Source organism: Streptomyces sp. NPDC088915 (assembly GCF_044749825.1).
Taxonomy (GTDB): Bacteria; Actinomycetota; Actinomycetes; order Streptomycetales; family Streptomycetaceae; genus Streptomyces.
Map to the genome: position 1 here is coordinate 138147 of NZ_JBIVIR010000010.1, position 13524 is coordinate 151670.

General features: G+C 73.6%; 12 protein-coding genes. 3 read left to right on the forward strand and 9 right to left on the reverse strand.

Translation table 11 applies throughout. From position 1 onward, the window contains the following. Positions 1 to 49: 49 nt before the first annotated feature. Positions 50 to 832, reverse strand: a complete 783-nt coding sequence (locus ACIP5O_RS19715; protein WP_401294934.1) for an SDR family NAD(P)-dependent oxidoreductase — start codon at positions 830 to 832, stop codon at positions 50 to 52. A gap of 236 nt (positions 833 to 1068) precedes the next feature. Between ACIP5O_RS19715 and ACIP5O_RS19720 the strand changes: the two genes are divergently transcribed. After that, on the forward strand, positions 1069 to 1686 hold the full coding sequence (locus ACIP5O_RS19720; protein ID WP_401294936.1) for a LysE family translocator: 618 nt from the start codon (positions 1069 to 1071) through the stop codon (positions 1684 to 1686). Between the two features lie 22 nt (positions 1687 to 1708). On the opposite strand, the gene ACIP5O_RS19725 is transcribed toward ACIP5O_RS19720, so the two are convergent. From ACIP5O_RS19725 to ACIP5O_RS19740, 4 genes are all read right to left on the reverse strand, one after another. Further along, positions 1709 to 2953, reverse strand: a complete 1245-nt coding sequence (locus tag ACIP5O_RS19725) for a serine hydrolase domain-containing protein (protein ID WP_401294938.1) — start codon at positions 2951 to 2953, stop codon at positions 1709 to 1711. A 61-nt stretch (positions 2954 to 3014) separates the two neighbouring features. Next, positions 3015 to 3761, reverse strand: a complete 747-nt coding sequence (locus ACIP5O_RS19730) for an energy-coupling factor ABC transporter ATP-binding protein (RefSeq protein WP_125660028.1) — start codon at positions 3759 to 3761, stop codon at positions 3015 to 3017. Next, the gene (gene cbiQ, locus ACIP5O_RS19735) at positions 3758 to 4522 is read right to left on the reverse strand and encodes a cobalt ECF transporter T component CbiQ (protein ID WP_401294941.1); all 765 of its coding nucleotides are present in this window, start codon (positions 4520 to 4522) and stop codon (positions 3758 to 3760) included. Before cbiQ ends, ACIP5O_RS19730 begins: the two co-directional genes overlap by 4 nt. 1 nt (position 4523) lies before the next feature. Further along, positions 4524 to 5564: an energy-coupling factor ABC transporter permease gene (locus tag ACIP5O_RS19740; RefSeq protein ID WP_401294943.1), complete on the reverse strand. Its 1041-nt coding sequence runs from the start codon at positions 5562 to 5564 to the stop codon at positions 4524 to 4526. A 144-nt stretch (positions 5565 to 5708) separates the two neighbouring features. On the opposite strand from ACIP5O_RS19740, the gene ACIP5O_RS19745 reads away from it, so the two are divergent. Beyond that, positions 5709 to 6110, forward strand: coding sequence for an SsgA family sporulation/cell division regulator (locus ACIP5O_RS19745; RefSeq protein WP_401294945.1), 402 nt, complete (start codon positions 5709 to 5711; stop codon positions 6108 to 6110). 76 nt (positions 6111 to 6186) lie between these two features. Here the strand turns inward: ACIP5O_RS19745 and ACIP5O_RS19750 are convergent, their stop codons facing one another. Both ACIP5O_RS19750 and ACIP5O_RS19755 read right to left on the reverse strand, forming a co-directional pair. After that, positions 6187 to 8385 carry an MMPL family transporter gene (locus ACIP5O_RS19750; protein ID WP_401294947.1) on the reverse strand — a complete coding sequence of 733 codons (2199 nt, stop codon included), beginning with the start codon at positions 8383 to 8385 and terminating at the stop codon, positions 6187 to 6189. Between the two features lie 125 nt (positions 8386 to 8510). Further along, complete coding sequence (locus ACIP5O_RS19755; RefSeq protein WP_365545116.1) at positions 8511 to 9083, reverse strand: TetR/AcrR family transcriptional regulator; 573 nt, start codon at positions 9081 to 9083, stop codon at positions 8511 to 8513. A gap of 199 nt (positions 9084 to 9282) precedes the next feature. On the opposite strand from ACIP5O_RS19755, the gene ACIP5O_RS19760 reads away from it, so the two are divergent. Beyond that, positions 9283 to 12585, forward strand: coding sequence for a S41 family peptidase (locus ACIP5O_RS19760; RefSeq protein WP_401294949.1), 3303 nt, complete (start codon positions 9283 to 9285; stop codon positions 12583 to 12585). Between the two features lie 6 nt (positions 12586 to 12591). Here ACIP5O_RS19760 and ACIP5O_RS19765 read toward each other — a convergent pair whose 3' ends face one another. Together ACIP5O_RS19765 and ACIP5O_RS19770 are read right to left on the reverse strand one after the other, a co-directional pair. After that, a complete protein-coding gene (locus tag ACIP5O_RS19765; protein WP_401294951.1) occupies positions 12592 to 13086 on the reverse strand; it encodes a GNAT family N-acetyltransferase in 495 nt (164 codons plus the stop codon). Between the two features lie 147 nt (positions 13087 to 13233). Continuing rightward, positions 13234 to 13425, reverse strand: coding sequence for a hypothetical protein (locus ACIP5O_RS19770; RefSeq protein WP_401294953.1), 192 nt, complete (start codon positions 13423 to 13425; stop codon positions 13234 to 13236). Between the last annotated feature and the right edge of the window lie 99 nt (positions 13426 to 13524).

Sequence of the window (13524 nt, forward strand, 5' to 3'; positions counted from 1 at the left end):
GGAGCGATTTCACACGGGCCCGTTCGCCCCCGGCGCGGGGCGGCGCGCCTCAGTCGCCCAGCACCTCCCTGAAGTGCCGGTTCACCGCGAGGAGTCCGCCGTCGACGCGGAGGACCGTGCCGGTGATCCAGGAGGCGTCCGGGGAGGCGAGGAAGGCCACGGCGGCGGCGATGTCGTCGGGGGTGCCGACGCGGCCCAGGGGGTAGACCCGCTCGGCGAGGGCCGCGAGCCCCTCCTCCCTGCCCTCCCAGGCCCTGGTCGCGATCGTGCCCGGGTTGATCTGGTTGACCCGGACCCCGCGCGCCGCCGCGTCCCCCGCCAGCGTGCGGGTGAGGGAGGCGAGACCGGCCTTGGCGGCGCTGTACGCGTGGTTGCCGAAGTCCGCCTCCGCGTTGACCGAGCCGATGGTGACGATCGCCCCGCGCCCGCCCGCAGCCGCCAGGTGCGGCAGCGCCGCCCGCGCGCAGCGCACGGCCCCCATGAACGTGACCTCGTGCTGGACGGCCCAGCCCTCGTCCGGCTCGTCCTCGAAGCGGTCCCGGTCGGGAGCCACGGGCCCGAGCGCGTTGTTCACGAGGACGTCGAGGCCGCCGAAGGCCTCCACCGCGTACGCCACGGCCGCGTCCACCGAGCCTTGGTCGGACACGTCGCAGCGTACGGACTCCGCCCCCGGCAGCTCCGCCGCCGTCGCGCGGGCCGCCTCCCCGTCCACGTCCGTGACGAGGACCCGCGCGCCCTCCGCCGCGAGGCGCCGCGCGGTGGCCGCGCCGATGCCGCGCGCCGCGCCCGTGATCAGCACCCCGTACCCGTCGAGTCTCTTCCCGAGATCCATGCGATCCGTGTGTTCCGTGTGTTCCGTACGCTCCTTGTGTTCCATGGAGTGATCACAACACCCGGTCCGCCGCCCGCACCAGGGGGAACACCCGCGCAACGGGCCGGAGAACGCGGGTCCGTGGCGGAAAGACCCCTCGCGCACCGCTCCGGTGATCACCTACTGTCGCAAGCCCCGGTGCCCGGCGCGGATCCCCGCCCTCCCGGCCCGGACCAGCGGAGGGGGACGTCGGGAACATGGGTCAGCTCGTCGCCGTGGCGGTCATCACCGTCCTGGCCGTCATCAGCCCCGGCGCGGACTTCGCGATGACCGTCCGCAACAGCTATCTGTACGGGCGGACCGCCGGGGTCCTCGCCGCCGTCGGCATCGCCCTCGGCGTCCTGGTCCACGTCACGTACACCATGCTGGGCGTCGGGCTCCTGGTGTCCCGGAGCCCGGCGCTCTTCACGGCGATGAAGCTGATCGGCGCCGCGTACCTGGTCTACGTCGGGTACAAGACCTTCGTCACCAAGGCCCGGGTGGACGTCGACCTGTCGGACGGCGAGGGCCTGTCGAAGGCCGGCGCGCTGCGCACCGGCTTCCTGACGAACGCGCTCAACCCGAAGACGATGCTGTTCGTCCTGAGCACCTACACCCAGGTCGTCAGCGCCGACACCCCCGTGGCCCAGCAGATCGGCTACGGCCTGTTCATGTCGTTCGCGCACCTGGTGTGGTTCGCGCTCGCCGCGCTGCTCTTCTCCCGGCAGGGCCTGCGGGACCGGCTGCTGCGGCGGCAGACCGTGCTCAACAAGGCCATCGGCGCCGTGCTCGTGGGTCTCGGGGTGGTGCTCGCGCTGACGCCGTCGGCGGCCTGAGCCCCGGCCGGAAGCACAGGCGTCAGGCCGTCACCGCCGCCACCGCCCGGACGAGGGCCTGGGCGCGCGGGTCGGCCGTGACCGTCTTCCGCATGCCGTTGGTGACGTACCCGAAGGCGATGCCCGAGTCGGGGTCCGCGAAGCCGAGGGAGCCGCCGCGGCCCGGGTGGCCGAAGGACGACGGGCCGAGGAGCGGCGAGGCCGGGCCGTGCAGCATGTGGCCGAGGCCGAAGCGGGTGCCGACGAGCAGGACGCGGTCCGTGCCCGCGGACTCCTCGGTACGGGCGAGGGTGAGGGTCGCCGGGGCGAAGAGGCGCTCGGCGCCGTCGACGGGGCCGAGGGTGGCGGCGTAGAAGCGGGAGAGCGCGCGGGCGGTGGCGACGCCGGCCGAGCCCGGGAGTTCGGCGGCCCGGTAGACGGGGTCGTTCTCGTCGGGCGCCGGATCGATGACGCCGAAGGCCCGGCGGGTGAGGGAGTCCGGGTCCCGGTACGCCTCGGTGACCGCGCGCTTGGGGCGGAGCCGGAGCGCGCCGCTCCCGGCCGGTTCGACCTCCTCGACGGGGCCGATGCGGCCGACCCGGTGGGCCTCCGCGTCCGGGAGCCCGATCCACAGGTCGAGGCCGAGCGGGTCGGCGATCTCCTCCGCCACCCAGCGGCCGACGGTCCGGCCGGTGACGCGGTGGACGAGGCCGGAGAGCAGCCAGCTGAAGGTGTGGGCGTGGTAGCCGTGGGCGGTGCCGGGCTCCCAGACGGGGGCCTGGGCGGCGACGGCGGCGGTCGCCGTCGGCAGGTCTACGGCCTCGGCGAGGGTGAGCGGCCGGTCGAGGACGGGCACACCGGCCCGGTGCGCGAGGAGGTCCCGTACGGTCGCGCGGTCCTTGCCGGCCGCCTTGAACTCGGGCCAGTACGTGGCGACGGGGGCGTCCAGGTCGAGCAGGCCGCGCTGGTGGAGCAGCAGGGGCACGGCGGCGGCGACGCCCTTGGTGGCCGAGCGGACGACCTGGGCGGTCTCCCCGGTCCAGGGCGCCCCGCCGCCGACGTCCTCGCCGTCGACGTCCTCGCCGTCAACGTCCCGGGCGCCCGCCCACAGGTCGACGACCTTCACGCCGTCCCGGTGGACGGCGACGGCCGCCCCGCGCTCGCCGCGCTGCTCGAAGTTGCGCAGGAACGCGTCCCGGACGGGCTCCCAGCCCGCCGCCACCGTGCCCCGGACGTCCACGTTCCCGCTCCTCGTCTCTCCGTGTCTCTCCGCGTTCCGACCCTCCATGGTGCAACGCGGCACGTGGAGGGCCGATTCCGGGGGTCGCGGAGCACCGGAGGGCAAGCGCTCAGGCCACCGACTGCGGCACGAAGCCGAACGGCAGCTCCAGGCGGTGCCGGGCCATCAGCTCCTCGTCCGCGAGGAGTTCACCGGTCCGCCCGTCGGCGGCGATGACGCCCTCGCTGAGCACCACCGCGCGCGGGCAGAGCTCCAGGGCGTACGGCAGGTCGTGGGTGACCATCAGGACGGTGACGTCCAGGGAGCGCAGGACGTCCGCGAGCTCGCGGCGCGAGGCCGGGTCCAGGTTGGAGGACGGCTCGTCGAGGACGAGGATCTCCGGCTCCATGGCGAGGACGGTCGCCACGGCCACCCGGCGGCGCTGCCCGAAGGAGAGGTGGTGCGGCGGCCGGTCGGCGTACTCGGCCATCCCGACCCGCTCCAGGGCGCGGCGCACCACGGCGTCGAGCTCGGCCCCGCGCAGTCCGGCGGCGGCCGGGCCGAAGGCCACGTCCTCGCGGACGGTCGGCATGAAGAGCTGGTCGTCGGGGTCCTGGAAGACGATGCCGACCTTGCGGCGGACCTCGGCCATGTGCTTCCTGCCGACCGGGAGCCCGGCGACGGTGACGGTGCCCGCGCCGCCGGTGAGGATGCCGTTGAGGTGCAGGACGAGGGTGGTCTTGCCGGCGCCGTTGGGGCCGAGCAGGGCGACCCGCTCGCCGCGCCCGACGGTCAGGTTCACCCCGAAGAGGGCCTGGTGGCCGTCGGGGTAGGCGTAGGCGAGGCCGCGGACGTCGAGGGAGGGCGGAGGGGTCATCGGAAGGTCCATCCCAGGAGGCGGATCAGGAGGGCGGTCAGCGGCAGCGCCGCGGCGTGCGCCCACTGGGCGCGGGTGGCGGTCACCTCGTCGAGGACCGGGATGGTGCCGGTGTAGCCGCGGCTGACCATGGCCAGGTGGACCCGCTCCCCGCGCTCGTACGAGCGGATGAAGAGCGCGCCCGCGGACTTGGCGAGGACGCCCCAGTGGCGCACGCCCCGCGCCTCGAAGCCGCGCGAGCGGCGGGCGACGGACATGCGGCGCATCTCGTCGGTGATGACGTCGCCGTACCGGATCATGAAGGAGGCGATCTGGACGAGCAGCGGCGGCAGCTTCAGGCGCTGGAGGCCCAGGAGCAGGGAGCGCAGCTCGGTGGTGGCGGCCAGGAGCACGGAGGCGGCGACGCCGAGGGTGCCCTTGGCGAGGACGTTCCAGGCGCCCCACAGGCCGGGGACGCTCAGGGAGATCCCGAGCACCTCCGTCTGCTCGCCGGGCACGACGAACGGCATGAGCAGCGCGAACGCGACGAACGGCACCTCGACGAGCAGCCGCTTGCACAGGAAGCCGGCCGGCACCCGGGCCTTCGCCGCCACGACCGCGAGGAGCGCGGCGTACGCGGCGAAGGCCCAGACGGCCTCGCGGGGCGTCGAGACGACCACCACGACGAAGCCGAGGACGGCGACGAGCTTGGTGTGCGGGGGCAGCCCGTGGACCGGCGAGTGTCCGTGCCGGTAGAGCTTGTGGGCGTGGCCCGCACCCACGTCAGGCGCTTTCCGGTACGGCGGCGCGGCGGCGGCGCACGACCCAGAAGGCTCCGGTGCCGACGGCCAGGGTCGCGCCCACGCCGATGACGCCGGCCAGACCGCCGGAGAGGCGCGCGTCGGTGATGTCCTTGACGCCGTAGTCGGCGAGCGGGGAGTCGGCGGTGGCGTGCTCGTACTGGTCGGCCTTGGCGTCGATGCCCTTGTCGGCGGCGACCTTCTCCAGGCCGTCGGGGCTGGCGGAGGCGTAGAAGGAGACGAAGCCGGCGAGGACGAGGGCGGTGACGACGCCGGCGGTCCACAGCTTCCTCGGGGAGCCGGCGGAGACCGGGACGGGGGCGGTCGCGGGCTCGGCGTCGACCAGCTCGCCGTCCACCCGGAGCTTGAGCGGGGCGGTCAGGCCGCGCGCGCCGTACACCAGGTCGGGGCGGACGGCCACGACCGCGCCGACGGTCAGCATGGTGATGACGGCCTCGCCGATCCCGATGAGGACGTGGACGCCGACCATGGCCGTGAGGACCTTGCCGACGGGCACGTCGGTGGTGCCGCCGATCGCGTAGATCAGCGTGAAGGCGACGGCCGCGGCCGGTACGGAGACGAGCGCGGCGGCGAAGGAGGCGACGGTCACCGAGCGGCGGGTGCGCGGCAGGACCAGGACGAGGCCCCGGAAGAGCGCGTAGGCCACGACGACGGTGACGACGCCCATGACGGTGATGTTGACGCCGAGGGCGGTGAGGCCGCCGTCCGCGAAGAGGACGCCCTGCATGAGCAGGACGACCGCGATGCAGAGGACGCCGGTCCAGGGGCCGACGAGTATCGCGGCGAGCGCGCCGCCGAGGAGGTGTCCGCTGGTCCCGGCGGCGACCGGGAAGTTCAGCATCTGGACGGCGAAGATGAAGGCCGCGACGAGGCCGGCGAGCGGCGCCGTCTTCTCGTCCAGCTCGCGGCGGGCTCCGCGCAGGCTGACGGCGACGGCGCCGGCGGCGACGACACCGGCGACGGCCGATACGGGGGCGTTGATGAATCCGTCAGGTACGTGCACGTCGGAATGATGGGCGCTCCTGCGAAGGAGTTGCAAGAGCGCACGGGTCACATCATGGCCGCGGCTTCCCCCGCATGAGCCGTGCGATCACGGGGAAGAAGTGCCACATTGGCTTATAAGAGGACAAAAAGTCAGGAGCCACTGATGGCCACCGCACCCGCCCACGCCGTCGACGACCGTGCCAAGGGTCGGATCATCAGCGACGCCCCGCTCTCCCGACCCGTCCCGGTGGCCCTGCGCTACGACCCCGGCCACTCCCCCGCGACCGTCCGCTTCGTCTTCCCCGGCGCCGTCGAGTGGTCCTTCCCGCGCGCCCTCCTGGAGAAGGGCCTGCGGAACCCGACCCGGCGCGGCGACATCGGCGTCTGGCCCTGCGGCCGGGTGCAGACGGTGGTCGAGTTCCACACGGAGGAGGGGGTGGAGGTCGTCCAGTTCGACACCGCCGCCCTGGTGCGCTTCCTGCGCCACACGTACTCCTCGGGCCACGCGGGCGGTCCCGCCGCCTCCGCCGCCCCGGACGCGCGGACGCCGTCGGCGCACCGCTGAGACGGCGCGCCGACGGCGTCGGGCGTACGGCTGAAGGCGCCGGGCGTACGCCCGGAGACGTCAGGCCTTCACGAGGTCAGGCCTTCACGAGGTCAGGCTTCGCCTCCGCGCCAGTCTCCCCGGCGTGCCGGGCGAGTCCCTCGCCCTCCACGTCCACGTTGGGCAGCGCCCGGTCCAGCCACTTCGGCAGCCACCAGGCCTTGTGGCCGAGCAGCGCCAGGACGGCCGGGACGATCGCCATGCGGACCACGAAGGCGTCGAAGAGGACCGCGACGGCCAGGCCGAAGCCGATCATCTTGATCATCTGGTCGGTCATCCCGATGAAGCCGGAGAAGACCGCGATCATGATCACCGCGGCGGCGGTGACCACCCGGGCGCTGTGCCGGAAGCCGGTCACGATCGCCTCGCCGGGGCGCTCGCCGTGCACGTACGCCTCCCGCATCCGGGTGACGAGGAACACCTCGTAGTCCATCGCGAGGCCGAACACGACGCCCACCATGAAGATCGGCATCATCGACATGATCGGGCCGGTCTGCTCGACCCCGAAGAGGCCGCCGAGCCAGCCCCACTGGAAGACCGCGACGACCGCGCCGAGGGCCGCGACCACCGAGAGCAGGAAGCCGAGGGCCGCCTTCAGGGGGACGAGGACCGAGCGGAAGACCAGGGTCAGGAGCAGGAAGGCGAGGCCGACGACGAGGGCCAGGTACGGCACCAGGGCGTCGTTCATCTTCTGCGAGAAGTCGATGTTCATCGCGGTGGCGCCGGTGACGAGGACGTCGTCGCCGGTGGCGTTCCGGATGTCGTGGACGAGGTCCTCGGTGGCGACGGAGGACGGGCGGTCCTTCGGGACCACCGTGATCATCGCGGCGTCGCCGGCCTTGTTCGGGGTCGCCGGGGTGACGGCGGCCCAGCCTTCGAGCTTCTTGATCGTGGAGACCGTCTCGTCGGCGGTGGCCTTGTCGCCGTCGACGACGACGAGCAGCGGGCCGTTGAAGCCGGGGCCGAAGCCGTCGGACAGCATGTCGTACGCCCGGCGCTCGGTGGTGGAGACCGGCTTGACGCCGTCGTCCGGCAGGCCCATCTCCAGGGAGGCGGCGGGGACCGCGATCGCGCCGAGGCCGAGGACGCCGACGAGGAGCACGAACACGGGACGGCGGATGACGAACCGGGCCCAGCGGGTGCCGCCGTTGGGCTTCTCCTCCTTGACGCCCTTGTCACCCTTGTCGCCCTTGTCGCCCTCGGCTGCCGCGCCCTTGCGCTGCTTGCGGCCCACGACCCTGTCGCCGGCGAAGCCGAGCAGGGCCGGGATCAGGGTGAGCGCGATGAGGACGGCGATGACGACCGTGCCGGCGGCGGCGAAGCCCATCTTCGTCAGCATCGGGATGTTGACGACGGCCAGGCCGACGAGGGCGATGACGACGGTGAGTCCGGCGAAGACGACGGCGGAGCCGGCCGTGCCGGTCGCACGGCCCGCGGCCTCCTCCTTGCTCCGGCCCTCGGCCAGCTCCGCGCGGTAGCGGGAGACGATGAAGAGGGCGTAGTCGATGCCGACCGCGAGGCCGATCATCATCGCGAGGGTGGAGGTGGTGGAGCCGAGGTCGAGGACGTTCGCGAGCGCCGTGATCGAGGAGACGCCGATGCCGACGCCGATGATCGCGGTGAGCAGCGGGAGTCCGGCGGCGACGAGCGAGCCGAAGGTGACGACGAGCACGATGCCGGCGATGACCACGCCGACGATCTCGCCCGCGCCGGTCTCGGGCATGGTCTGGAGGGCGTCGCCGCCGACCTCGACCGTCAGGCCCTTGCCCTGCGCCTCGTGTCCGGCCTGCTTGAGGGCCTCGCGCGTCCCGTCGGTCAGCTCCATGGCGTTGACCTTGTACGCGACGGAGACGTAGGCGGTGGAGCCGTCCTGGGAGACGGCCCGGGCGGTGTACGGGTCGGCGACCGAGACGATCTGGTCCGAGCCGGACTTCAGCGCGGCGACGGTCTCCTCGACGACGGCCTTGTGCGCCGCGTCGGTCACCTTCTGGCCCTCGGGGGCCTTGAAGACGACGCGGGCGGTGGCCCCGTCGGCCCCGGCACCCGGGAAGCGCTCTTCGAGCAGGTCGAAGGCGCGCTGGGCCTCGGTGCCGGGTATCGAGAAGGAGCTGGAGGTGGCGGCGGGCGCGGTCGCGGCGCCGACGCCGGCGAGCGCGAGGAGCGCCACCCAGAGGAGGGCGACGAGCCGTCGGCGCCGGAAGGCGGAACGGCCCAGCTTGTACAGGAACGTGGCCACGGGGGCGTACTCCCGGTGTTGAGGGACAAGGGCATGGGGAGCCGGCCCGACGGCGTGAGCGGCGCGACGTCAGGTGGAGAGGGGTGGTGCGGGTCCTGCGGCGGGACCCGTGGGTCCCGTGGGGCTCAGACGCCGAGTGAGGGGAGCACGACGGCGTCGACGTAGGCGCTGAGGAACGCGTGGTCGACCGGCTGATCCTCGATCAGCGGGCGGGCGACGAACGCGCCGATCAGCATGTGCGGGACGAGCTTCAGCGCCGGGTTGTCGGCGTCGACCTCGCCCCTGCGGACCGCTCGGCGCAGCACTTCCTGGAAGCCGTTCATCTCGGGTTCGATGAGCAGCTCGCGCAGCGCCCGGTGCAGGTCGGGGTTGTCGTGGACGGCATGGGCCAGACCCCGCATCAGCGCGGAGTCCTTCTCCATCTGGCAGTCGTCGGTCCGTTCGAGCATGATCCGGAAGTCACCGCGCAGGGAGCCGGTGTCGATCTCGGAGAGGTCGGCCGGCTTGTTGGCGCGCAGCGCCCGGGCGACCAGCTCGGGCTTGCTCCCCCACTGGCGGTAGAGGGTGGCCTTGCTGGAGTGGGTGCGGGCGGCGACGGCGTCCATGGTGAGGGCGTCGTAGCCGACCTCGCGCAGGAGGTCGAGCACGGCCGCGTACAGCTCGGACTCCCGCTCGGGAGTGAGTCTGCTGCGTGCCATGCCGTGTCTCCTACCCGGTGCGTCGACGGAGTGCGAACGAAACGGTTTCGTACTGTACGAAGGTACCCCCGCCCCCAGCGAAACGAAACCGTTTCGTACGTGTTCTGAACCACATCCGCCCCCCTTGGCCCGCATACCCGAAGACGCCCGCATACACGTACGAGTTGCCACGCCCCCGCCACCTCGAAAGCATGGGATGGTGAGTGACGACGTCGCGTATCTCCGTTTCCCGCACCTCCACGACGACCTGCTGTGCTTCGTCGCCGAGGACGACCTCTGGGTCGCCCCGCTCCCGGCCGAGGGCCGGCGCCCCGGCCGGGCCTGGCGGCTCACCGTCGACCGGACCCGGGTCGGGCACCCGCGCTTCTCGCCGGACGGGCGCCACATCGCGTACACGAACTGGCGCAGCCTGGACCCCGAGATCCACCTCGTCCCGGTCGACGGCGGGACCGCCCGGCGGCTCACCTACTGGGGGTCCACCGACACCCGGGTCTGCGGCTGGACGCCCCCCGACAAGGACGGCCGCTCCGACATCCTCGCCGTCTCCTCGCACGGGCAGCCCTTCTCGTACTACTCCTGGGCCTACACCGTCCCCACCGACGGCACCCCGGGCCGCCGGCTGCCCTGGGGCCCGGTCTCCGACATCGCGGTCACCGAGGAACTGGTCGCCCCCGACAACGAGGCCGAGCGGTGCACGCTGCTCCTGACCGGGAAGCCCCCGCACGAGCCCGCCTCCTGGAAGCGGTACCTGGGCGGCGCCACCGGCCGCCTCTGGCTGCACGGCAGGCGGCTGCTGGCCGGCCTCGGCGGGCACCTGGACTGCCCGATGGCCGTGGGGGACCGGATCGCGTTCCTCTCCGACCACGAGGGCGTCGGCAACCTGTACTCCTGCCGGCCCGACGGCACCGACCTGCGCCGCCACACCGACCACGACGACTTCTACGCCCGGCACGCCTCCAGCGACGGGCGGCGGGTCGTCTACCAGTGCGCGGGCGAGCTGTGGACCGTCGACGACCTCACGCCCGACTCCCGCCCCCGCCGCCTGGAGGTGCGGCTCGGCGGCCAGCGCGTCGGCCGGCGGAGCTACCAGGTGCCCGCCGCCCACCACATCGACTCCCTCTCCGTGGACGAGACCGGCCGGGCCAGCGCCGTCTCCGTCCGGGGCAGCCTGTACTGGCTGACGCACCGCGACGGACCGGCCCGCACGATCACCGACTCCCCCGGCGTCCGGGTCCGGCTGCCCGAGATGCTCGGCAGCGGCGGCCAGGTCGCGTACGTGACCGACGCCGACGGCGAGGACGCCGTCGAGGTCGCCCACCTGCCGCGCGCCAGCGGTGACCGGCCGCCGCGCCGGCTCGCCTCCGGGGGCCTCGGGCGGGTCGAGGAGCTGGTCTCCGACCCGGACGGCGAGCGGCTCGCCCTCGCCTCCCACGACGGCCGGCTCCTCCTGCTCGACGCGAGCGAGGAGTCCGACGGCGAGGTCACCGAGCTGATCCGGTCCGTCAACGGGCCCGTCCGCGACCTCGCCTTCTCCCCCGACGGCGACTGGCTGACCTGGTCCCACCCCGGCATCGGCCGCTCCCTGCGCTCGATCAAGATGGCCCGGATCTCGGGCCCCGGCGCCCGCACGGTCGTGGACGTCACCAACGGGCGCTTCGAGGACGAGAACCCGGTCTTCACCCGGGACGGGCGCTACCTCGCCTTCCTCTCCTGGCGCGGCTTCGACCCGGTGTACGACGTGCACACCGGCGACCTGTCGTTCCCGCTGGGCTGCCGCCCCTACCTCGTACCTCTCTCCTCCGCGACCCCGTCCCCCTTCGCGCTGCTCCCGGACGGGCGCCCGGCGGCCGGCGGCCTGGACCCGGCCGACGAGGACACGGCTCCGGCGGAGGGCACGGTGACGGTGGAGATCGAGGGCCTCGCCGAGCGGGTCACGCCCTTCCCGGTGGCCGCCTCCAAGTACTCCGCGCTGCACCCGGTCAGCGGCGGCGGCCTGGTCTGGCTGCGCTGGCCCATCTCGGGCGCGCTCGGCGAGACCTTCGCCAACCCGGCCGACACCTCGGGCCGCCCCACCCTGGAGCACTTCTCCATCACCAAGGCCCGCAAGAGCGAACTCGCCTCCGACCTGGACTGGTTCGCGGTCAGCGGCGACGGCACCCGGCTCGTCGTCGCGGACGAGGGCGAGCTGCGGGCGGTGCCCGCGACCGAGGCGGGGGACGGCGACTCGACCGTCTACCTGGACCTGCGGCGCATCCTGCACGAGGTCGACCCGGGCGCCGAGTGGCGGCAGGCCTTCGACGAGGCCGGGCGGATCGTCCGCGCCTACTTCTGGGAGCCCGGCATGGGCGGGGTCGACTGGACGGCGATCCTGGACCAGTACCGGCCGCTGGTCGAACGGGTCTCCTCCCCCGACGAGTTCGCCGACCTGCTGCGCGAGGTGATGGGCGAGCTGGGCACCTCGCACGCGTACGTCACCCCGGCCCGCCGCAACGAGGGCCCGCCGCACTACCAGCGGCCCATGGGCCTGCTCGGCGCCAACCTCGTTCCCCGCGAGGCGGGTTGGACGGTGAAACGGATCCTGCCCGGCGAGTCCTCCGACTCCAAGGCCCGCTCCCCGCTGGCCGGTACGGGCATCCGCGAGGGCGCCGTCCTCACCCACGTCGACGGACGGCCCGTGGACCCGGTCACCGGGCCGTACCCGCTGCTCTCCGGGACCGGCGGCACCACCGTCGAGCTGACCTTCACCCCCGCCGAGGGCGAGGGGCGCGCCCGGCGCGTCGCCGTCGTCCCGCTCGTCGACGAGCGCCCGCTGCGCTACCAGGACTGGGTCGCCAAGCGCCGGACGGTGGTCCGCGAACTGAGCGGCGGGCGCTGCGGCTACCTCCACATCCCGGACATGGGCGGCTCCGGCTGGGCGCAGTTCAACCGGGACCTGCGCATGGAGGTCTCCCGGCCGGCCCTCATCGTGGACGTGCGCGGCAACGCGGGCGGCAACATCAGCGAGCTCGTCATCGAGAAGCTGACCCGGCGGATCCTCGGCTGGGACCTCACGCGCAACGCCCAGCCGGTCAGTTACGCCTCGAACGCGCCGCGCGGCCCCGTGGTCGCCCTCGCCGACGAGGCCACCTCCTCCGACGGCGACATGATCACCGCCGCGTTCAAGCTCCTGGGCCTCGGCCCGGTCGTCGGCCAGCGCACCTGGGGCGGGGTGGTCGGCATGACCGGCCGCCACCGGCTCGGGGACGGCACGCAGATCACGGTGCCGATGAACGCGGCCTGGTTCCCCGAGTACGGCTGGTCCCTGGAGAACCACGGCGTCGAGCCCGACCTCGCGGTCCTGCGCACCCCCCTGGACTGGGCGGAGGGCCGCCACGCCCAGCTCGACGACGCCGTCCACGTCGCCCTCGCCCTCCTGGAGGAGACCCCGGCGGCGAGCCCCCCGGGGTACGAGTCCCTCCCGGACCGCTCCCGCCCGAAGCTGCCGCCGCGGCCGGAGGTCTGACCTCCCTCACACCGCCCCGTACCTCAGGTCCAGTTCGTACGAGGCGCCCGGCCGGCCGTTCAGTGCCACGCTGCCGACCGCGCCGAACCCGATCCGGCCGAGCACGGTCCTCGACGCCGCGTTGTCGAGGGTCGTGGCGGCGGTCAGCCGGCTCAGCCCGTACTCCTCGCGGGCCAGTCGGCACAGCTCCCGCACCCCGGCCGTCGCCGTCCCGCGCCCGGTGGCCCGTTCGGCGACCCGGTAGCCGAGTTCGGCGCCGCCGTCGGCGACGTCGACCAGGTTGAACCGTCCGAGGACCTCCCCGCCCTCCCCCACGAGCACGTGGAAGTGGGCCGTCCCCGTCTCCTGCTCGTCGAGGAGCGCCCGATGCCGCGCGTCGAAGTCGGTGAAGTACGCGTCGCCCCGGTCGGGCACGGACGCGGCGAAGTAGGCCCGGTTCTCCCGCTCGAACGCGAGCAGGGCGGGGGCGTGGTCGGGTCGGAGTCGTTCGAGTGCGGCCATGGGCGCCACCGTACGGAGAACCGGGGCGCGGGACGAGCGGTTTCGCGCCGGACCACGCGCGCGCGTGGAGGGAGCGGCCGGCGCGGGAGGACGCGCGGAAGGGCGCACCCGGCGTACCGGGTGCGCCCTCCGCGTGGAACAGCCGGGTCAGGCCTGGCGGTCGCGGGCCTGCTCGGCGCGGTCCTGCGCCTGACGGCGGGTGTCGCGCGCCTCGTCGGCGGAGCGCTCGCGGCCCTGGGAGGCGCGCTCGGACGCCTCGTCCTTGGCCTTGCCCATGGCCTCGTTGGCCTGGTTCTTGAGCTGCTCGGCCTTGCCCTTGAACTGGTCCTTCATACCCATCGAAGTTCACTCCTAGCGAGGTGGGGGGACGTCGTGTCCCCGACCTCGATCAGCCTCGCACGAGCGGACATTCCACGCATTTCGATCAGTCACGGACGG

Excerpts from the sequence above, each read along its gene's own strand:
- ACIP5O_RS19720 (WP_401294936.1), top strand. The coding sequence starts at position 1,069 with ATGGGTCAGCTCGTCGCCGTGGCGGTCATCACCGTCCTGGCCGTCATC.
- ACIP5O_RS19765 (WP_401294951.1), bottom strand. The coding sequence starts at position 13,086 with ATGGCCGCACTCGAACGACTCCGACCCGACCACGCCCCCGCCCTGCTC.
- ACIP5O_RS19715 (WP_401294934.1), bottom strand. The coding sequence starts at position 832 with ATGGATCTCGGGAAGAGACTCGACGGGTACGGGGTGCTGATCACGGGC.
- ACIP5O_RS19770 (WP_401294953.1), bottom strand. The coding sequence starts at position 13,425 with ATGGGTATGAAGGACCAGTTCAAGGGCAAGGCCGAGCAGCTCAAGAAC.
- ACIP5O_RS19745 (WP_401294945.1), top strand. The coding sequence starts at position 5,709 with ATGGCCACCGCACCCGCCCACGCCGTCGACGACCGTGCCAAGGGTCGG.
- ACIP5O_RS19725 (WP_401294938.1), bottom strand. The coding sequence starts at position 2,953 with ATGGAGGGTCGGAACGCGGAGAGACACGGAGAGACGAGGAGCGGGAAC.
- ACIP5O_RS19730 (WP_125660028.1), bottom strand. The coding sequence starts at position 3,761 with ATGACCCCTCCGCCCTCCCTCGACGTCCGCGGCCTCGCCTACGCCTAC.
- ACIP5O_RS19755 (WP_365545116.1), bottom strand. The coding sequence starts at position 9,083 with ATGGCACGCAGCAGACTCACTCCCGAGCGGGAGTCCGAGCTGTACGCG.